The sequence below is a fragment of the Intrasporangium sp. genome, from assembly GCF_040414665.1.
Classification (GTDB): domain Bacteria; phylum Actinomycetota; class Actinomycetes; order Actinomycetales; family Dermatophilaceae; genus Intrasporangium.
On sequence record NZ_JBEDUL010000113.1, the window covers coordinates 1 to 18,952 of the forward strand.

Consider the following 18,952-nt stretch of genomic DNA (forward strand, 5'->3'; position numbering starts at 1 on the left):
TGATCGAGAGGGCTTGGGGGCTCACGATGGACCTCGGCCCGATCGCGGTCGGCCTCGGCTGGGCGCTCGTCGTGTTCTTCATCGCGTGGAACGGCTGGTCGCTGATCCTCTTCGCGCGTCATCGGACCGGGCTTCTCCCGGGGCAGCGCACGACGACATTGCTGGACGAGGGCCCGTTTCGCGTGTCGCGCAACCCGCTCTACGTGGGCCTGCTGGCGCTCTACGTCGGCGCAGCGCTGATCGCGTCCTCATGGGTTGCGCTGGCCCTGGCTCCGCTGGCTTTCGCGGGCCTCCACTACGGTGCGGTCCTGCCGGAGGAGCGCTACCTCAGCGAGCGCCTCGGAACGGACTATGCGCAGTATCGCGCCCGAGTCCGGCGCTGGTTGTGAGCCGGCGTCGTGATCCGTGGGCGTGGCGCGCCACATCCCACCCGGTCGGGGTGATGTGCGTTCGCCGAGCGAGTCGGACTCTGGTCCCATGTCTCGGTTCGTCCCCGAGTCGCTCCGCGGCTACCAGAGGTCGTGGCTGCGCACGGACATCGTCGCCGGGCTGACCCTCGCCGCAGTGGCCGTGCCCGAGACGATGGGCTACACCTCCATCGCCCAGGTGCCGGTCATCACCGGGCTGTACACGGTTCTGTTCCCGGCCATCGTGTTCGCGCTGCTCGGCTCGTCCCGACTGCTCGTGGTCGGAGCCGACTCGGCGACCGCGGCCATCCTCGCAGGGGGCCTGGCCACCTTCGGGCTCGCGGGACTCACGCCCTACTCGCCGCAGTGGCTCGCCCTGACGTCGCTGACCGCGCTCCTCTGCGGCGTGCTCCTGTTGCTGGCCCGGCTGTTGCGCCTCGGGTTCCTCGGCGACTTCCTGTCGGCCTCGGTCCTCATCGGCTTCCTGACCGGCGTCGGCATCCAGGTGTTCACCGGGCAGCTGCCAGACATGCTCGGGATCCCCAAGGGCAAGGGGAACTGGTTCCAGCAGCAGTGGCACACGCTGACCTCCCTGGGCGAGGTCAGCGTGCCGACGCTCGCCTTCGCCGTCGCCACGCTCGCGATCATCCTCGGGTTCAAGGCGATCCTGCCGAAGGTGCCCGGCGCGATCGTTGCGGTGGTGCTGTCGATCATCGTGGCGAGCGTCGCGGACGTGTCGGCGCACGGCGTGGCCGTCGTGGGGGCGATGCAGGGCGGCTTCCCGCCGATCGGGCTGCCCCAGGGGGTCGGCTGGTCCGACATCCCGCCGCTGTTGACGGTGGCCTTCTCCTGCTTCGTGCTCATCATCGCGCAGAGCGCCGCGACCTCACGCAGTTTCGCCACCCGGCACGGCCAGCGGGTCGACATCAACCGCGACATCGTCGGCCTCAGCGGGGCGAACCTGGCCGCGGGCCTCAGCGGCACCTTCGTGGTCAACGGAAGCCCCACCAAGACCCAGATCCTCGACGAGCAGAAGGGCAAGACCCAGGTCGCCAACGCAACCATGGCCGTGGTCGTGCTCCTCATCCTGCTGTTCTTCACCAGCGTCCTGACGAACCTGCCCAAACCCGTGCTTGGCGCGATCGTCTTCGTCATCGGCCTCGACCTGGTCGACATTGCCGGACTGAGGCTGGTCTGGGCCGCCCGTCGCAGCGAGTGCTACATCGCCATCCTCACCGCCGTCTTCGTGTTCGCGGTCGGGGTGCAGCAGGGCATCGTCCTGGCCGTCGTGCTCTCGCTCATCGAGATGGTGCGGCGCCAGTACCGTCCCCACCGGTTCGTGCTCGGCCTCGACGCCGGGGGCGAGCCGACCTTCCAGAGGGCCGCGCCGGGAATGCAGAGCGCTCCGGGGCTTCTCGTCTTCCGCTACGACGCCGACCTGTTCTACGCCAACGCCAACCAGTTCTCCGACGATGTCCAGGAGCTGATCACCAGCGCCCCGGACCCGGTGCGCTGGCTCGTGCTCGACTGCTCCGCGATCCCCGACGTCGACTACTCGGCGGGCGCCGCACTGCACCAGCTCGTCACGTTCGTCCACAACCGCCACGCGACGTTCGCCCTGGCCGGCCTGGATCCGGACCTGCGGGCCACCCTCGAACGGTTCGGAGTGATCGCGCTGCTCCACATCGACCACGTGTACCCGACCGTCGAGGAGGCCATTGCGGCGTTCCGCTCGTCCGCGCCGGCGCCGCTGCCAGCCGACCCTGCCGGTGACCGAACCGCCGAGCGAGCCGGCGACCGTGCCGCCGACCGAGCTGGCGACTCGAGGGAGACGTGACGACGTCGGAGACGGCCGCGCAGCTCACCGTCGCCGAGCGCGTGGGACGTGTAACGCCGCGGTCCGTGCTGCGATGGAGGGGTTGGACGAGGCGCCAGCCTGACCCCGAGCGGCTGGCGCCTCTTCGCGCCCGAAGGTGATACCGCGGCTGGGGGTGACCGGTCGTTCAGCCGGGGAGGCGTGCCTTGTCGAGCTCCCGACGCAGCGCCGGGCGATTGCGGAAGCGATCGCGCAGGCTGAGCACGAACTCCCGCCAGGCTTCGGCCTCACCGCCGAGCTGTGCGAGATCGCCCATGCGAACGAGCAGCGCGGCGACGGCAGGGTAGAGGGGCGCGTCGGGTCGCTCCAGCATCCTCTCGACCCGAGAACGGTAATGGGCAACGGCGCGCAGCGGGTGTGACTCGGCCGTCTGGTCGACGAGCCGCTCGTCCTCGCTGCCAGGTCCGTACGTGTCGGCCGCGCGCCACGCGGCGTCCGGATCTCCTTGGCCGAGTGCGATCGACACCAGCGCGCTCCCGTCGCCGCCCTTTCGTTCTGCGATGCGGCGGGCCTCGTCCCTGGCCCAGCTCTGCTCGACCTCGCCCAGCCCGAACCGCCCAGCGAACTCGCCGAGTGCACGAAAGACCGTCCAAACCGGCAGGTCCTTGAAGGCTGTCCGCATCGTCTCCAGAGCCTCGTGGCGTCGATCGAGGGCGGCGTAGAGCTCGGCGATCTCGATGGCGCCGAGGTGATGGGCGGTCGCACCCATGGCCGACACGCGTTGAGCCGCCCTGGCTCGGTCGACCCACTCGACAGCTGCTTCGCCTCGTCCGGCCACAACGAGCCGTCGGACGATGCCGACAGGATCCGCAGGCTCACGCTGGAGGATGGCCACAGCCCCGTCGACGTCACCGTCGAGATCTGCCAGCTCGACGAGCAGGTCGTCCGTCAGCCTCGACTGGGTGAGGAGACCCCGCGCCTGCGCGGCTGCGTCGGCCTCGTCGAGAGCGATCCGGAGTATGGCCAGGCCGCGATCCCCTAGGGCGTCGGCAAACACGGACAGCGGTGCGCTGGCCGAGTCGACGTCCCTGCTCCTCAGTCGGAAGTCAAGGAGCCAATCGGCGACCTCCTCGGGATCAGCCTCGCCCTTGGCGCAGGCGACCGCGTAGAGATCCACCGCGCGCTGGAGCAGCTCGCTCAGGGTCCCGTAGGAGTCCTCGATCCCCTCATCGACGAGCTCGTCGACCTCCTCGATCGCCAGGCGCAGCGCCCGATGGGTGGCGCCTGCGCAGCCCCGCCGGATCTCGGAGTGGATCTGGTCGAGGACGCTGCCCAGACTCGTGTGGACCACATAGGCCCTGTAGCGGTCCTCACCCCGCTCGATGGTGTCCACGGCCTCGTAGACGAGGTCCTCCAAGGTAGCCGCGACCTCCGACTCGTCGGGTGCCGGCTCCCAGACGTCCTCGGCGTCGTACGGCCACGGCTCCTCGACAACCGTCCCGTCGTCATAGGTCGTGCGAATGATCCTGGCCACGCCCAGATCCTGCACCATGGTGGTGACGTCGGCCCGGCGGGCTGCCTGGCGCTAACCGCCGAGACCGGTGTGGAATCCCTCCGCCCAGGTCTCGTGCCGTGGCTTGAACCCGAGGTTCCTCGCCGCCAGGCTGTTCGAGGCGCCTGGAGCAGCCGTCATGAGGTGGACGCCGAAATCGCCGATGAACGGCCTTGCCAGCCACGTCGGCACGTGTCGCGGGGGTTTGGCGCCCACGGCTCTGGCCAGCTCGGGCAGCCACTGATGGACCGGCGCGGGCTCGTGGTCCACGATCTCGAACAGGCCGGTGACCTCGGAGTCCACGGCCAGCGCGACGGCATGAGCCGCGTCCTCGATGTGGCAGAACGACCAGATGCCCTGCCCGCCTCCGACAACGGGGATCCGTCGCCGCTTCACCTCCTCCAGCGTGTGGCCGTACGTGCCAAGGCTCGTGCGCTCGCCGTAGAGGACGCCGAAGCGGAGGACCACCCCGCCGGGGGCGGCGGTGACGCTCGACTCGAGATGCTGGAGCGCACGCACGGTCCTGGTGGCCGACTTCGGAGGGTCGGCAAGGAGCTCCGCGACCTCGTCCTCCCCGGTCACACCATGGGGCTCGCTGAACCAGCCGGCGAACGACTGAGCGACGTACGTGCGCACCCCGACGTCGAGGGCGGCCGCGAGCCACGAGTCGGTGCCCTCCGTGCGCAGCCGGTTGGTGCCGCCCATGGTCCCGTCGAGGTCTCGGAAGCTGGGAGGGTTCTTGAGGTCCGTGAGCATGTTCACCACGACGTCTGGTCGCACGCCGCGCAGCACGTCCCGGACGGCATCCGCGTCAGTGGCGTCCAGCGTGACGGGGCGCGCGCCGAGCCGGCGCAACTTGGCCTCACCAAGCCAGGACCGAGACGAGCCGTGCACCTCGTGGCCAGCCCTGACAAGCTCCGGGATCGCATGGCGCGCAATGACACCCGTTCCGCCCGCGAAGAAGATTCGCATGGGTCTCGCCTCCTTGGCCGGCTGCTGGGCGGCGGTTGCCGGCCCGTTCGAGCGTCGGCCCTCAAGGAATTGCAGAACTCCGGCCGCGTCCGATCAATGGGTTCGCGGCACCATGGCGCGACTCCATCCAGACTCGGCAGTCTGCGCGGGTGGCTGGCTGGAAATCATCGGTTGCTGTCGTTCGCGCCACTGTGCCGACCGAGTGTGGAAACGTACCGTCGAGGGATGGCAGCACATCGAGTCGCGGTGGTCGTCCCCACCGACTTCACCCTCTTCGAGCTGGGGGTGGCGGTGGAGGTCTTCGCCGAACCGCGTCCCGAGGGTGGGACCGACTGGTACGACGTCAAGGTCTGCACGGCGCATCCGGGGGAGGCGGCGGCTGTCAACGGCCTGTTCGAGGCGCGGATCCGCCACGGTGTCGAGGCCATCGATGACGCCGACACGGTCATCGTCGTCGATGCCGAAGAAGACCTGGACCACCCCGCAGATCCCGAGGTGATCGAGGCAATCCGCCGGGCGTATCGCCGCGGCGCCCGACTGGTGTCCTTCTGCACGGGCGCCTTCGTCCTCGCGGCCGCTGGTGTACTCGATGGGCGTCCGGCGACGACGCACTGGGAGTTCGCGGGGGTGCTCGCACGGGTGTACCCGCGGATCAAGGTCGATCCCGACGTGCTCTACGTCGACGACGGCCAGGTCCTGACGTCAGCCGGCACCGCAGCCGGAATCGACCTCAGCCTCTACATCATCCGCAAGGACCATGGCGCCCACGTCGCGCGCAACGTCGCCCGCAGCATGGTTGTCGCACCCCACCGAGAGGGCGGGCAGGCGCAGTTCGTCATGACCCCGGTGCCGAGATTCACGCCCGAGCAGGAAGGTGTGAGCCGGGCCATGCAGTACGCGTTGGAGAACCTGCACGAGGACCTCGGGCTGGCTCACCTCGCCTCGCGGGCCTACATGTCGCCGCGCAACTTCTCCCGCCGGTTCCGCGAGGTGACAGGGACCACCCCGGTCAAGTGGCTGAGCCACCAACGGCTCACGCGGGTGCGCGAGCTGCTCGAGCAGACTGACCTCTCCGTCGAGCGCATCGCAGCACAGACGGGGTTCAACAGTGCCGTGACCCTGCGCCAACGGTTCGCGCAGCACCTGCTGACCTCGCCGACCGCCTACCGCCGCGCGTTCCGCGCGGGAGGTGCCGAGCCAGCACTGCACTCCGCCTTTGGAGCGCCGGCCGCCTGAGCCACTGCCAGCACCCGCGAAAGTAGGCGGCCTTGTGCCGCCGGGCTCGTTGCGGATGGGACGACCTACCCATCGCCGGGCCTGGCGTAATGGGTGAGTTGCCCGACGCGGCCGCCACGCCTGCCTTCCTACCGTCGAGGGCATGAGCAGTTCGATCCCGATCGCAGCCGGCACTCTCGCCTCGGTGATCTTCGCCGGGAGCGTGCTACCGATGCTGGGCAAGGCAGTCCGGACCAAGGACCTGAGCTCCTATAGCCGCGGTCACCTGGTTCTGGCCAACGTCGGCAACCTCTTCTACTCGGTCTACGTCTTCCATCTGCCGCCCGGTCCGATCTGGGCCCTGCACGCCTTCTACCTCGCGTCGTCCGCGCTGATGCTCCTGTGGAGCCTCCGGTACTCGTCTGGCCGACGCGCCACGCCAGCACCCCAAGGAGTCAGCCATGTCCACACACCAGCCTGAGCACATCGAGACGGTGATCATCGGCGCCGGCCAGGCCGGCCTCGCCACCGGGTACCGGCTCCAGCACGAGGGTCGTCCCTTTGTCATCCTGGACAGTGAGAGCCGCGTCGGGGACGGCTGGCGCCAACAGTGGGACAGCCTGCGCCTCTTCACCCCGGCGTGGACCGACGGCCTCCCCGGCAAGCCGTTCCCCGCGCCGGCGTGGTCGTACCCGACCAAGGAGGAGTTCGCCGACTACCTCGAGTCGTATGCCGCTGAGCTCGCTCTGCCGGTCCGGCTCGGTACGCGCGTGGTGCGTCTCCAGGCCGCAGGTGCGGCCGACGTCGGCGGGAACGGAGCGACACGTGGCTACGTCGTCACCACCGACAGCGGACAGATCCATGCCGACAACGTCGTCGTCGCGACCGGCACGTTCGGCCGGACTGCGGCCGTGCCCGGCTTCGCCGACCAACTGGACCCGGCGATCCTTCAGCTCCATTCGAGCGAGTACCGCCGGCCGAGCGACCTGCCACCGGGCCCGGTCCTCATCGTTGGTGCCTCTCACTCGGGCTGTGACATCGCCTACGAGCTTGCGGCGACGCGCCCGACGATCCTCGCCGGTCGCGACCTCGGCCAGATCCCCGTCCCCTTCGACTCCCGTCGCTTCAGGATCGTCTTCCCGCTCGTCCTGTTCGCCTTCGCCCACGTGCTCACCCGGCGAACACGGCTCGGCCGCAAGGAGATGGAGGAGATTCGTTTCCACGGAGGCTTCCGGCTCAGGATCCAGACGAAGGACCTCGAGGAGAGAGGCGTGGACTGGGTCAAGGACCGCGTGGCCGGTGTCGAGAACGGCAAGCCAGTGGTCGAGGGCCGTGGGCCGGTGGACGTCGCCACCGTGATCTGGTGCACCGGCTTCCGGCAGGCGTTCGGCTGGATCGATCTCGACATCTTCGACGACCGCGGCTGGCCACGGGAGCTCGGCGGAGTCGTCGACGCCGCACCCGGTCTCTACTTCATGGGTTTGGGCTTCCAGTCGTCGGCGCGCTCGATGATGATCCTCGGGGCGGGGGCCGACTCGGCTCACGTCGTCCGCCACGTTCTCACCCGTGGGCAGAGCTCGACGGAGTACCTTCGGGAGACGGAGCAGACATGGGCGTCGACGAGCTGGAAGCCGGACGGCAGGGCTACGCGCGCCGGGACTGGGAAGCGGCGCGTGAGCATCTGACGCGTGCCGACCCGGCCAGGCTGGGAGTGGACGACCTGCGCGCACTCGGCTCAGCGGCATACCTCAGCGGTGATCGTGACTCAGCGATTCGCGCCCTCCAGGCGGCGCACTCGATCAACGTCGCCTCGGGCGACCGGCTCGAGGCGGCGAGGGATGCCGACCAGCTGGCGATGCTCTTCACCGTGACCGGAGAGCCGGCCGTCGGCGCCGGCTGGGTCGCGCGGGCGCAGCGGCTCGTCGAGGACGCGCCAGCCGACGCCGCAGTGCGAGGTCACCTGCTCATCCACGAGATGTTCAGGCTGCTCTTCGCGGGTGACTTCGCCGGCATGCTCGCCACCTGCGAGCGGATCGAAGGGATCGGGCGGAGCGCTGGCGACGCGGACCTCGTCGCCTTCGCGCTGTCGAGCTCCGGGCGTGCCCTGCTCTACCTCGGGCGTGTCCCGGAGGGGCTCGCGAGACTCGACGAGGCGATGGTGGCGCTCGCGACGGGCGAGGTGTCGCCGATCATGGCCGGGCACGTCTACTGCTCGATGATCGAGGGCTGCCAGGAGATCGGTGACTATCACCGGATGGCGGAGTGGACCGGCGTGCTGACGCGCTGGTGCGATGAGCAGCCGGGGCTGGTGCCCTTCACCGGGCAGTGTGCGGTGCACCGCGGCCAGATCCTGCGTGCCCACGGCTCCTTCCGCGACGCGCTGGACGAACTCGCATCGGCAGCGCAGCGCTACGCCGCGAACGGGATGGATCCCGCGGCTGGGCTGGCACTGTACGAACGCGGTGAGGTGCTGCGCACCCTCGGCGACCTTGACGCTGCCGAGGCTGCCTATGACGAGGCCGCAGGGTGGGGCCACGAGCCCCAGCCCGGTCTCGCCCTGCTCTGGCTGGCGCGCGGTCGCACCAGTGCTGCCGTCGCGTCGCTCCGGCGTCTCCTCGACGAGGCGCACGACCCCGTGATGAGGTCGCGGCGTCTCGGCTCCGCCGTCGATGTCCTCGTGGCCGCAGGTGAGCTCGACGAGGCGGAGCGGGCGTCCGTCGAGCTCGGCACGATCGCGGAGTCCTTCGGGTGCCAAGCCGTCACTGCCAATGCCGCGTATGCCGCTGGGCTCGTTGCGCTCGCCCGTGGCGACCCTGCGGCGTCCCTCACGCAGCTGCGACTTGCCTGGAAGCTGTGGATCGACCTGGGCGCTCGCTATGACGCTGCGCGCGCACGAGTGCGAATCGGCTTGGCGCTCAGGGCCCTCGGCGACCGGATGTCGGCGACGTCCGAGCTGTCGGTGGCACAGCGGACCTTCGCCGAGCTCGGTGCCGAGCCGGACCGGCGGGAGGTCGAGAGGCTCCTCGCGAGCGGACTCCCGGATGGCCTGACCGCACGTGAGGTCGAGGTGCTCCGGCTGGTGGCGACGGGTCGGAGCAACCCGCAGATCGCAACCGCGCTGTTCCTCAGTGAGAAGACGGTCGCCCGGCACCTGAGCAACATCTTCACGAAGACCGGCGTCACGTCGCGGACAGCTGCGGCGTCCTACGCCCACCAACACGACCTTGCGTAGCGGTCCCGCCCTCGCGCACGGTGGTCGCGGAGCCGGGCCGGTTCGGTGCGGATCGCCCACGTCAGAAGGCGGGCCCATTTCTACACAGGGCTGGACTCTTTGCCAGCGTCTCCGTCAAGCGCACACTGGCGAGTGAGGGGGTCGGCGGTGGGTGCCCGACTCGGTGGGAAAGGTCGCGGTGATGGCGACGAAGCGATCGAACGGGCGGCGCAGCCGACTGCGCACGACCATGGTTCTGGCGGCGGTGTTCGCCGTGTCGCTGCTGGGGATCGGTGAGCAGTCCGGGGCGGCCAGTGCAGCGACCTGCTCGAGCACGCTCGCGGGAAAGACGACGAAGGTCGCGCCGGGTAGCGGCAAGACGGTGGCCCTCACCTTCGACGACGACCGCAAGGAGTGGATGCCCGGGATCCTCAACATCCTGCGGCGCAACAACATCCGGGCGACCTTCTTCGTCACCGGCCAGTACGCCGCGGAGATGCCGACGATCATGCAACGCGCGGCCGCGGACGGACACGTCCTCGCCAACCACACCTGGCACCACGACTACCCGAGCTCGGCGAACGGCAACTGGTCCGAGTCCTACCTCACCGGCGAGATCTCGTCGACGGCCAACCAGCAGCAACGGACCGTGGGCTATCGGGGTTGCTACTTCCGGCCACCGGGCGGCTACCTGAACAACGTTGCCACGGTGACGAAGTCGGAGAACATGGAGACGGTGCTGTGGAGCACCGACTCCAACGACTGGAAGCAGCCGGGCTACTACAGCGCCGCCGCGCAGAGCTCCATCGTCACCAAGGCGACGACCCTGACCTCGGCCGACGCGAGCCACCCGGTCGTTCTGATGCATGGCGGGAAGGCCTCGCACGAGGCGGAGTCCGTCGTCTCGTCGTTCCGCGGCAACACGCTCCAGGCCCTCCAGCGCGTCATCAACTGGTATCGGTCGCACGGGTACCGGTTCGTTGCCCTGAACGGGACGTCCGGGCTGAACCCGATCCGCGGATTCTCCGGAGACTCGCTGCCCGACCTGCTCGCGACGACGAACGGCGGAGCCCTGCGGCTCTACACCGGCACCGGCGCCGGCTACGTCCACAGCGGGACGACGATCGGCAGCCGCTGGCAGAGCTTCAACCTCGTCTTCTCGCCGGGCGACTTCAACGGCGACGGCTATGCAGACGTCGTGGCCCGGACGCCGGACGGGCGCCTCTATCTCTATACGGGAACAGGAGCCGGGCGGGTCCATGCCGGCCGCCAGATCGGCTCCGGCTGGAATGTCTACGACCGGATCTTCGGGGCTGGCGACTTCTCGGGCGACGGCAACACCGACCTGCTGGCGCGAACCCCTTCCGGCGACCTCTACCTCTACCGGGGCAACGGTGTCGGCGGGTGGGCCGGCAGCCGGATCAAGATCGGCCATGGCTGGAACGGCTACGACAGGCTGCTGTCCGCCGGCGACTTCACCGGCGATGGAGCCCTCGACGTCATCGCACGCACGCCGGACGGCGGCCTGTACCTCTACAAGGGCAACGGGATCGGCGGCTGGTCCGGGAGCCGGGTCAAGATCGGCTCCGGCTGGAGCACCTACTCGAAGATCATCGGCATCCGCGACTTCAACAAGGACGGCAGAGCGGACCTCATCGGCATCACGGCGTCGGGGCGGTTCGTGTTCTACCCCGGCAACGGGAAGGGCGGCTTCGCAGGTCCGGGGCAGTACAAGGCCTCCGGATGGGCCCTCAGGGAGGTCTTCGCGGCGAACTGACGGCCAGGCCCACCCCCGCCCCCATCGGAGCGCGGCGCGGTCAGGTGATCTCGAGCAGGTCACCCACCCAACGGCGCGCGAGTGCCAAGGTCGCCGGTGTGACCGTGCCGCTGACGTTGCGGATCCGGGCGCGACTCAGCGTGCGTGGCTGCTCGGTCATCGCAAATGACGGCTGCTCCAGACCCGTCGGGCCGTGCAGCCGGACGTGGTTGGGCCAGCCACGCTCCGCGGTTGTGATGGGCAGGCCGACGACGAGCGCGGAGACGATGTCGAGGTGGTCCCGTCCTGAGACCACCAGGAGCGGACGCCGCCCGCCTTGCTCATGACCCATCACGGGATCCAGGTCGACCCACACGACGTCGCCCGGTGCGAGGTCACCCACGCGGGGTGGCCTCTGCGCGCTCCCACTCGGCTGCCTCCTCGAGGTAGGCGCGCATGACGTCGGGGGGGCTTGCCGCCACCGCCGCTCTCATCGACTCGAGCCGCCCGCGACGCTCGTGCTCGCAGATCAGCTGCTCGAGGAGCTCCTCCAAGGTGGACCGCTGAGCCCGCGCGGCGGCCTTCAACCGGTCCCGGGTGTGCGTGGTCACCTTGATGGTCGTCAGAGTCATACCCGAAGTATGACAGGTCGGACGGACAGCTCAGCTCGGACGTGGCTCGACGAGGCCGGACTCGTACGCCAGGACGACCAGCTGAGTCCGGTCGCGGGCGCCGAGCTTCATGAGCAGCCGACTCACATGGGTCTTGGCGGTCGCCGCTGAGACGTAGAGCTCCTCGCCGATCTCCTGATTCGACAGTCCCCGCGCGACGAGGGTGAGGACCTCGCGCTCCCGCTCGGTCAGAACCGCCAGGGACTCAGGCGGCGTCGACCGCAGCCGGTCACTGCCAGGGTCGGCCACGCCTCGGCGGACGAACTCCTCGATCAGCTGTCGGGTCGCGCTCGGACCGAGCAGCGAGTCGCCCCTCGCGACGACCCGGATGCCGGCGAGGAGGTCGGCGGGGGGAGTGTCCTTGACGAGGAAGCCACTCGCGCCGGCCCGCAGCGCGGCGAAGACGTACTCGTCGAGGTCGAAAGTCGTCAGCACGAGCACCTTTGTCGCACAGCCGAGGTCGCCGATGGCTCGGGTGGCCGCCAACCCGTCCATGACCGGCATTCGGATGTCCATGAGGACGACGTCCGGCGCCAGCGAGCGCACGAGGTCGACCGCCTCTGCACCGTTGGCGGCCTCGCCGACGACTTCGAGGTCCGTCGCCGAGTTGACGAGCAGGACGAATGCGCCCCGGACCAGCGCCTGGTCGTCCACGACGACGACGCGGGTGCGGGCCTCTTGGGTCATGACGCGCTCGCATCGCGGGGGAGCGAGGCGAGGACCCGGAAGCCACCGCCGAGTTGGGGTCCCGCCTCGAAGGTGCCCCCATAGAGCGAGAGCCGCTCGCGCATCCCCGCCAGCCCCTGCCCCGAGCCGACGGCGACACGAGCGGCAGGACTGGCAGGGCCGGCAGGGCCGGCAGGGCCGCTGTCGGCAGCACTGCTGCCGTCATCGGTCACCTCGATGGTCACGAGCTCGTCGTCGATCCCGACGCGCACGTGCGCGACCGGGCCGCCGTGCTTGAGCACGTTCGTCAGCGCCTCCTGGACGACGCGGTAGGCGGTCAGATCGACACAGGCGGGCACCTGCGTCCCCGTTGGTGCCTCAAGGGTCACGCCGAGTCCGGTCCGTCGCATCTGGGCCGCGAGTGACGGCAGGTCGGCCAGGCCGTGGACGGGCTGGACCTCGACCGGCTCGGTGCCGTCGCGGAGCACCCCGAGCATGCGCCGCATCTCGGCCAGCGCATCTCGGCTCGTCGTCTCGATCGTGGCGAGCGCCGCCTTCGCGCTGGCGACGTCCTGGTCGATGACGTGCGACCCGACACCGGCCTGGACGGCGATGACCGACATCGAGTGCGCGACGACGTCGTGCAGCTCACGGGCGATCCGGAGCCGCTCGGCGGCAACGGCGGCGCGCTCGCGCTCCTCCCGTTCCCGTTCCAGGAGCAGCGCCCGTTCCTCGAGCGCCGCCCAGCGGGCCCGGCGCTGTCGTAGGTTGTCGGCCGCCAGCCACGCGACGCAGGCCGCGAGGAGGCTTGAGATCCAGTCGGCGAGGACGACAACGCCCGCCGGTTGGAGGGCCAGCGAGACTGCGAGAGTGGCGACCGTGGCGCTGAAGGCCACGAGCGACGCCCGTCTCGTCCCATGCAGCGTCAGCCCGAAGAGCAGCACGAGAGCCCCGATTCCCGGGTACGGGGCGTAGTGCAGGAGCGCCCAGGTCACGAGCGAGCCCAAGGCCACCACAAGGGCCAGCCACGGGAGCCGGCGGTGAGCGGCATACGGCATGGACAACCCGAGCGCGAGGGCCCACGCCCCCGCGTCGGCCGGCCTCAGGCCCGTCGTGGTCGGCCCCGGGAAGGACAGGACGAGCACGACGAACAGACCGACGGCGACGAGCGCGTCGAAGAGGCGCGGGTCGAGTCGCGGCACCCGCGGTCGGGTGAGCTGGGACATACCTCAACGGTAGGGGCGTGCGTCGAGGTGCGGATCCGCTTCGAGGAGTAAGCCGCAAGGTGTATGCCGCCCAGCTCGCTCACGCTCCATCAGCCCGCAGGCGGACGGTGAGGTTCGCCCGCGGGGCCGACGACGGCTACCCGGGCCGGGGCGGACGGTGGTTGACATGCCCCCGCCGCAACCGAAGCGGGGCACCCACACCGAGGAGTCCACCCACATGTCAACCCTTTCCTTCCACGAGCTGACCAAGCGCTACGGCGACGTCGCGGCACTCGACGGGTTCACGGCAGTTGCGATGCCCGGCCGGGTCACCGCGTTCGTCGGCCCCAACGGCGCCGGCAAGACGACAGCACTGCGGATCCTGCTCGGCCTGGCCGAGCCGACGACCGGCTCCGCGACCATCGACGGGCGGCGCTACCGCGACCTGACCCACCCCACGCGGGTCGTCGGGGCCGTCCTCGACCAAGGCTTCCACCCGAACCGGACCGCCCGGAACCACCTGCGCATCATCGCCAGGCAAGCCGGAGTGGCACCGTCTCAGGCGGACGAGCTGCTCCATCGGTTCGGCCTCGACGGGGCGGCACGGCGTCGGGTCGGCGGCTACTCGCTTGGCATGCGCCAGCGCCTCGCCCTCGCCTCGGCCGTCATCGGCGAGCCATCCGTGCTCATCCTCGACGAGCCGCTCAACGGGCTCGACCCGGACGGCATCAGGGAGATGCGTCGCTATCTCCGGTCCTTCGCCGATCGCGGTGGCACGGTGCTCCTCTCGAGTCACCTGCTCAGCGAGGTCGAGGCCGTCGCGGACGACCTCATCGTCATCAGCCAGGGCCGGCTCGCGGCCGCTGGGGCGCTCGCCGACCTCGTCGCCGACACCGACCTCGAGTCGGTCTTCCACTCGATCACCCACCCCACCCACACAGAACAGGAAGCCTGGTCATGAACCGCCTCATCTCCCTCGAGCTGCACAAGCTCCGGACGACGCCGGCCGCGTGGGTCGCCATCGTCATCACGGCCCTCCTCGGGGGTCTGTCGGTCGCGACGAACACGTTGGGCCCGATCGCACCCGGTGGGCCGGCGTTCGGCTCGACCGACCACGTCAACCACGCGGTCTCCGTCTCGGCCCTGACCTCGATGGTCATGCTGTCGATGGGCGTCATCATGGTCGCCTCCGAGTACCGGACCCGGACGATCGTCTCGACCTTCCTCGCGACACCGCAGCGGGCTCGGGTCCTCGTCGCCAAGCTGGCGACCGCCCTCGGCCTCGGTGCCGTGCTGGGCGCGGTGGCCTTCGGATTGGCCTGGTTCGAGGCGGTGCTCATCTACGCCTCGCGCGGCGTGCACACGCTCCCCGTCGACCTGACGCAGCTCTGGGTCGGCGCCACCGTCTCGACCGCGCTGTTCGGGCTGTTCGGCGTCGCGCTCGGTGCCCTGACCCGCAACACGGTGACCGCGATCGTCGGCGGGATCGCCTGGGCCATGATCATCGAGATCGGGATCCTGTCGACTGTCGCCCCACAGGTCGGCAAGTGGCTCCCGGCCGGCAACGCTCTCGCCTTGACGAGCGTCGGCAGCGCGGGCTCACAGCTGCTCTCGCCCTGGGTCTCGGCGCTGGTGCTGACCGGTTGGGCGCTCGCCCTCTCGGCGATCGCGACCCGGCTGACCCTGAGTCGTGAGGCGCACTGACCCGCGTCCTCGAATGGCCGACGGCGGTCTGTATGGAAGTTCGCACCCCCGATGTGGGGGTGCGAACTTTCACGCATCCCGAGCCGTGGCGAGGCCCGCGGGAGTGCTCACTCGTCCGACGGCTGCTCCTCTTCCTGGCTTTCGAGTACTTCGGGGTCGGGGTGTTGCGGCTGCGTCCCGTCCGGCCCGTCCGAGTTCTGGTGCGTCATGGGCAGCACCTTCCTCTCGGGCGCCACTCCATCCCTGGCAGGACGCCGTAACGGCCGAGCTCACGACCAGGAACGGCGCTGAAGCTGCGCGGACTGTGGATAACCGTCCGGGCGAAGGTGGCTCCTTCGAGACCATGACCGTCATGTCATTCACGGACCTGCCGCAGAATGCGCGGCACCTGCCGCTCACCGATCGCCGCCTCGCTGGCGACGTCATCGACCTCATCCTCGGCCTCGACGACCGAGCCCGCGGTGCCGTCGGAATGATGGTGTGCGACGAGCATCACCGCGGCCTCCAGCCCATCGTCCTGAAGGACATACCTGACGCGGACGAGATCGTCGATGGGCTCACGAAGCTGTTGGAGATCGTGCTCCCCCTGGTGGTCGAGACCCACGGATCGGTGCTGATCGGGCGTGGCCGACCGCACGGGTCCCGTCCTGACGACCTCGATCGCGCGTGTCATGAGCGGGCCATCGAGCTCTGCGCCGTCCACCGGGTACGCCTGCTTGGTTTCCACGTGGCCACCCGCGAAGGTGTGTTTGCCATGCCCGAACCTCTGGCGTCGGTCTCCTGACCGACCGACCCGTCACAACCGCTTGCCCGTCCGCGATCTGGCAAACGCCATGCGCGGCGGTCGAGGCTGGAGGACCGTAGTCGTGTGCCCGCCGATCTGCCGCTCCTCTTCGCCCGTGCCGCGCAGGTCGCGGCGGACTACCGCCACAGAGTCGGTGGTCTCCCGGTCCAACCCTCGACGGGTCGGGCCGAACTCGACAAGGCGTTCGGCGGACCGCTGCCAAGCGATCCGACACCGGCGGCCGAGGTCGTCGACAAGCTCGTCGCCGCTGCCGAACCAGGTCTGGTCGGCACGGTCGGCCCGCGGTACTTCGGCTTCGTCATCGGGGGCTCGTCTCCGGCCGCTGCAGCCGCCGACCTGCTCGCCGTCGGGTGGGACCAGTGCGCCTACAACGAGGTGCTGTCACCAGCAGCGGCGGCGGCCGAGCGCGCTGCGGGAGGCTGGCTCAAGGAACTGCTGCACCTGCCCGGTTCGGCGTCGACGGGCTTCGTCACCGGGGCGCAAGCGGCCAACACCGTGGGGCTCGCCATCGGCCGCAACAAGGTGCTGGCGGAATCCGGGTGGGACGTCGCCCGCGACGGGCTGGCCGGCGCACCACGGGTTCGCGTCGTCGCGAGCGAGGAGCGACACGCGACCATCGACCGAGCGGTTCAGCTGCTCGGACTGGGGACTGCGAGCATCGAGACGGTCGGGACGGATGGCAACGGAGCCATCGATCTCAACACACTGCGTGGGGTCCTCGACCGGGGGGACGCTGGACCGACAGTCGTCTGCCTTCAGCTCGGCAACGTCAACACGGGCGCGTGTGACGACCTGCGCTCCGCTGTCCCGATCGCGCACGAGCGGGGCGCGTGGGTTCACGTCGACGGTGCCTTCGGCCTCTGGGCCGCGGCGAGCGCGCGTCATGCCCACCTCGTCGAGGGGGTCGAGCTCGCGGACTCGTGGGGGACCGATGCGCACAAATGGCTCAACGTGCCCTACGACTGCGGCCTCGTGTTCTGCGTCGACCCCGGTCTTCATGCCGCGACGATGTCCTACCGTGCTCCTTACCTCAGCGGTTCCGGAGCGACCTCCGACTTCGTCCTCGGTGACCTGACGCCCGAGTCAAGCCGTAGGGCAAGAGGATTCGCTGTCTGGGCCGCTCTGCAGGAGCTCGGATCGTCCGGCGTTGCTGCGCTCGTCGAACGCTCCTGTGCCCTGGCCCGGCGTATGGCCGACCGCCTGGCCGCCGGGGGAGTGGAGATCGTCAACGACGTCGTCCTCAACCAGGTCCTGGTCGGGGTCGGGGACGAGGAGGAGACCGACTCGGCCATCGGCCGGATCCAACGAGACGGGACGTGCTGGGTCGGCGGCACGACGTGGCAGGGCCGGCGGCTCATCCGGGTGTCGGTGTCCAACGCAACCACGACTGACCGCGACATCGACCTGTCGGCCGACGCGATCCTGCGAGCGGCGCGCGGGTGAAGCGCGTGCTCGCCGCGCTGGCGGAGCTCGGTGCGAACCCGGGTGACACCAGGGACGAACGGCTGCGCCAGGGCACGCTCGTCCTCGCTTCGGTGCTCATCGTTCTGCTGTCGTTCGTCTGGGTCCTGACCTACCTCTTCTACGGCTACCCCGTTGCTGCCGCCATTCCGGCGGCCTACCAGGTGCTCACCGTGATGGGACTCGTGGTTCTCGCCAGGACTCGGCGTTTCGCCGTCTTCCGCACGACCCAGCTCGTGGCCTTTCTCATCCTCCCCGGTCTCCTCCAGGCGTCGCTGGGTGGCTTCGTGGCATCGAGCGGCATGGTGCTGTGGGCGGCCTTCACCCCGTTGGCGGCGCTGGCGATGCTCGGAGTCAGGCGCGCACTCGCCTGGCTCGCAGCGTGCTTCCTGTGGCTGGTGCTGCTCGCGATCCTGGACTCGAGGTTCGCGGCGCACCCTGCCGAGCTCCCCGCCGCCTTCGTGGTCACCTTCTTCGTGCTCAATGTCATGGGCGTGACGCTGAGCGCGTTCGTCATGCTCGGCTACTTCGTCGAGCAGCGCGAGCGGGCCCGAGCCGCACTGGAGATCGAGCGGGAACGCTCCGAGCGGCTTCTGCTCAACGTGCTTCCCTCGCCGATAGCCCAGCGGCTCAAGGAAAGGGACGGCATCATCGCTGAGCGCTATGACGACGTCAGCGTGCTCTTCGCCGACCTGGTCGACTTCACCGAACACGCCATGGTGATGTCCGCTGAGGAGCTGGTCGCGCTCCTCGACCGGATCTTCACTGCTTTCGACCACGTCGCGGACCGGCACGGCGTCGAGAAGATCAAGACCATCGGAGACGCGTACATGGTCGCCGGCGGGCTGCCCGACCCACGTCCGGACCACCTGACAGCGATCGCACTCACCGCGCTCGCGATGCGAGCAGAGCTCGAGCGCGTTGCCCTCCAGACCGGCCACTCGTGGCTCGCCGTTCGGATCGGGATCGACAGTGGGCCGGCGGTCGCGGGCGTCATCGGTCGACGCAAGTTCATCTACGACCTGTGGGGCGACACGGTCAACACCGCCAGCCGGATGGAGTCGCACGGGCTGGCCGGCGAGATCCAGGTGACCGGACGCGTCGCAGCCGCGCTCTCGGAGCAGTTCGTCGTCCGGCCGCGAGGGACGGTGACCGTCAAAGGGAAGGGGCCGATGGAGACGTTCCTCCTCACCGGCCAACGGTCAATGTCGTGACTGCCGGCGATGACCCAACCGATGGGGCACCCCGCGAGACAGCGCAGTCGAGCCCAGCGGCATACGACACCTTCGTCGACGACGTCGACGTGCCGTAACTCGACGTGCGGCCCTGGCTGCCCGCCCATCTTCCGGCGTGGAGCTCCCGGCGGGAAGCGGTGGCGACCTGGCACCTCGCCGACTCGTGCCTCACGCTCGAGATCCGGTGCGCCATGCGGATCTCAGGTCGCGCCATGGCGGCTGCCTGGCTCCTGGGGTCCGAGGACGAGCCGGACCGGTGCGGCGAGCTGTCCCCGG

18 protein-coding genes are annotated in these 18,952 nt (G+C 69.7%); 12 read left to right on the top strand and 6 right to left on the bottom strand.

Translation table 11 applies throughout. From position 1 onward, the window contains the following. Positions 1–389: methyltransferase family protein (locus ABF401_RS12255; protein ID WP_353509848.1), on the top strand; the 389-nt coding region annotated here is incomplete at its 5' end. Between the two features lie 88 nt (positions 390–477). After that, the gene (locus ABF401_RS12260; RefSeq protein WP_353509849.1) at positions 478–2,244 is read left to right on the top strand and encodes a SulP family inorganic anion transporter; all 1,767 of its coding nucleotides are present in this window, start codon (positions 478–480) and stop codon (positions 2,242–2,244) included. Positions 2,245–2,410: 166 nt separating this feature from the next. On the opposite strand, the gene ABF401_RS12265 is transcribed toward ABF401_RS12260, so the two are convergent. Continuing rightward, entirely contained in the window at positions 2,411–3,757 is a 1,347-nt protein-coding gene (locus ABF401_RS12265; RefSeq protein WP_353509850.1) for a DUF6880 family protein, read from the bottom strand. A 51-nt stretch (positions 3,758–3,808) separates the two neighbouring features. Beyond that, positions 3,809–4,747, bottom strand: coding sequence for an NAD-dependent epimerase/dehydratase family protein (locus tag ABF401_RS12270; RefSeq protein WP_353509851.1), 939 nt, complete (start codon positions 4,745–4,747; stop codon positions 3,809–3,811). A 225-nt stretch (positions 4,748–4,972) separates the two neighbouring features. Between ABF401_RS12270 and ABF401_RS12275 the strand changes: the two genes are divergently transcribed. The 5 genes from ABF401_RS12275 (at position 4,973) to ABF401_RS12295 (ending at position 10,950) form a co-directional block, all read left to right on the top strand. Then, positions 4,973–5,983: a GlxA family transcriptional regulator gene (locus ABF401_RS12275; RefSeq protein ID WP_353509852.1), complete on the top strand. Its 1,011-nt coding sequence runs from the start codon at positions 4,973–4,975 to the stop codon at positions 5,981–5,983. Between the two features lie 142 nt (positions 5,984–6,125). After that, the gene (locus ABF401_RS12280; RefSeq protein WP_353509853.1) at positions 6,126–6,443 is read left to right on the top strand and encodes a hypothetical protein; all 318 of its coding nucleotides are present in this window, start codon (positions 6,126–6,128) and stop codon (positions 6,441–6,443) included. Then, on the top strand, positions 6,424–7,647 hold the full coding sequence (locus ABF401_RS12285; RefSeq protein ID WP_353509854.1) for a flavin-containing monooxygenase: 1,224 nt from the start codon (positions 6,424–6,426) through the stop codon (positions 7,645–7,647). Before ABF401_RS12280 ends, ABF401_RS12285 begins: the two co-directional genes overlap by 20 nt. Further along, entirely contained in the window at positions 7,572–9,194 is a 1,623-nt protein-coding gene (locus ABF401_RS12290; protein ID WP_353509855.1) for a LuxR C-terminal-related transcriptional regulator, read from the top strand. The genes ABF401_RS12285 and ABF401_RS12290 overlap by 76 nt, the downstream gene beginning before the upstream one ends. A gap of 181 nt (positions 9,195–9,375) precedes the next feature. Next, a complete protein-coding gene (locus tag ABF401_RS12295) occupies positions 9,376–10,950 on the top strand; it encodes an FG-GAP-like repeat-containing protein (protein ID WP_353509856.1) in 1,575 nt (524 codons plus the stop codon). A gap of 40 nt (positions 10,951–10,990) precedes the next feature. Here ABF401_RS12295 and ABF401_RS12300 read toward each other — a convergent pair whose 3' ends face one another. The 4 genes from ABF401_RS12300 to ABF401_RS12315 are packed head-to-tail and all read right to left on the bottom strand — an operon-like array spanning position 10,991 to position 13,492. Then, the gene (locus ABF401_RS12300) at positions 10,991–11,332 is read right to left on the bottom strand and encodes a type II toxin-antitoxin system PemK/MazF family toxin (RefSeq protein WP_353509857.1); all 342 of its coding nucleotides are present in this window, start codon (positions 11,330–11,332) and stop codon (positions 10,991–10,993) included. Next, positions 11,325–11,561 carry a hypothetical protein gene (locus tag ABF401_RS12305; RefSeq protein ID WP_353509858.1) on the bottom strand — a complete coding sequence of 79 codons (237 nt, stop codon included), beginning with the start codon at positions 11,559–11,561 and terminating at the stop codon, positions 11,325–11,327. Before ABF401_RS12305 ends, ABF401_RS12300 begins: the two co-directional genes overlap by 8 nt. Positions 11,562–11,591: 30 nt before the next feature. Continuing rightward, entirely contained in the window at positions 11,592–12,287 is a 696-nt protein-coding gene (locus ABF401_RS12310) for a response regulator (protein WP_353509859.1), read from the bottom strand. Further along, complete coding sequence (locus ABF401_RS12315; RefSeq protein WP_353509860.1) at positions 12,284–13,492, bottom strand: sensor histidine kinase; 1,209 nt, start codon at positions 13,490–13,492, stop codon at positions 12,284–12,286. Before ABF401_RS12315 ends, ABF401_RS12310 begins: the two co-directional genes overlap by 4 nt. Before the next feature lie 217 nt (positions 13,493–13,709). On the opposite strand from ABF401_RS12315, the gene ABF401_RS12320 reads away from it, so the two are divergent. From ABF401_RS12320 to ABF401_RS12340, 5 genes are all read left to right on the top strand, one after another. Then, complete coding sequence (locus ABF401_RS12320; protein WP_353509861.1) at positions 13,710–14,432, top strand: ABC transporter ATP-binding protein; 723 nt, start codon at positions 13,710–13,712, stop codon at positions 14,430–14,432. Next, positions 14,429–15,175, top strand: a complete 747-nt coding sequence (locus ABF401_RS12325; protein WP_353509862.1) for an ABC transporter permease — start codon at positions 14,429–14,431, stop codon at positions 15,173–15,175. The genes ABF401_RS12320 and ABF401_RS12325 overlap by 4 nt, the downstream gene beginning before the upstream one ends. 343 nt (positions 15,176–15,518) lie before the next feature. Beyond that, positions 15,519–15,959: a hypothetical protein gene (locus tag ABF401_RS12330; RefSeq protein ID WP_353509863.1), complete on the top strand. Its 441-nt coding sequence runs from the start codon at positions 15,519–15,521 to the stop codon at positions 15,957–15,959. An 84-nt stretch (positions 15,960–16,043) separates the two neighbouring features. Next, positions 16,044–17,423 carry a pyridoxal phosphate-dependent decarboxylase family protein gene (locus ABF401_RS12335; RefSeq protein WP_353509864.1) on the top strand — a complete coding sequence of 460 codons (1,380 nt, stop codon included), beginning with the start codon at positions 16,044–16,046 and terminating at the stop codon, positions 17,421–17,423. A gap of 5 nt (positions 17,424–17,428) precedes the next feature. Then, positions 17,429–18,655: an adenylate/guanylate cyclase domain-containing protein gene (locus ABF401_RS12340; RefSeq protein WP_353509865.1), complete on the top strand. Its 1,227-nt coding sequence runs from the start codon at positions 17,429–17,431 to the stop codon at positions 18,653–18,655. The last annotated feature ends 297 nt before the right edge of the window (positions 18,656–18,952 follow it).

What these genes read in the sequence shown, in the direction of transcription:
- ABF401_RS12260 (WP_353509849.1), top strand. Translation starts at nt 478, where the DNA reads ATGTCTCGGTTCGTCCCCGAGTCGCTCCGCGGCTACCAGAGGTCGTGG.
- ABF401_RS12270 (WP_353509851.1), bottom strand. Translation starts at nt 4,747, where the DNA reads ATGCGAATCTTCTTCGCGGGCGGAACGGGTGTCATTGCGCGCCATGCG.
- ABF401_RS12275 (WP_353509852.1), top strand. Translation starts at nt 4,973, where the DNA reads ATGGCAGCACATCGAGTCGCGGTGGTCGTCCCCACCGACTTCACCCTC.
- ABF401_RS12280 (WP_353509853.1), top strand. Translation starts at nt 6,126, where the DNA reads ATGAGCAGTTCGATCCCGATCGCAGCCGGCACTCTCGCCTCGGTGATC.
- ABF401_RS12285 (WP_353509854.1), top strand. Translation starts at nt 6,424, where the DNA reads ATGTCCACACACCAGCCTGAGCACATCGAGACGGTGATCATCGGCGCC.
- ABF401_RS12290 (WP_353509855.1), top strand. Translation starts at nt 7,572, where the DNA reads ATGGGCGTCGACGAGCTGGAAGCCGGACGGCAGGGCTACGCGCGCCGG.
- ABF401_RS12295 (WP_353509856.1), top strand. Translation starts at nt 9,376, where the DNA reads ATGGCGACGAAGCGATCGAACGGGCGGCGCAGCCGACTGCGCACGACC.
- ABF401_RS12305 (WP_353509858.1), bottom strand. Translation starts at nt 11,561, where the DNA reads ATGACTCTGACGACCATCAAGGTGACCACGCACACCCGGGACCGGTTG.
- ABF401_RS12310 (WP_353509859.1), bottom strand. Translation starts at nt 12,287, where the DNA reads ATGACCCAAGAGGCCCGCACCCGCGTCGTCGTCGTGGACGACCAGGCG.
- ABF401_RS12315 (WP_353509860.1), bottom strand. Translation starts at nt 13,492, where the DNA reads ATGTCCCAGCTCACCCGACCGCGGGTGCCGCGACTCGACCCGCGCCTC.
- ABF401_RS12320 (WP_353509861.1), top strand. Translation starts at nt 13,710, where the DNA reads ATGTCAACCCTTTCCTTCCACGAGCTGACCAAGCGCTACGGCGACGTC.
- ABF401_RS12325 (WP_353509862.1), top strand. Translation starts at nt 14,429, where the DNA reads ATGAACCGCCTCATCTCCCTCGAGCTGCACAAGCTCCGGACGACGCCG.
- ABF401_RS12330 (WP_353509863.1), top strand. Translation starts at nt 15,519, where the DNA reads ATGACCGTCATGTCATTCACGGACCTGCCGCAGAATGCGCGGCACCTG.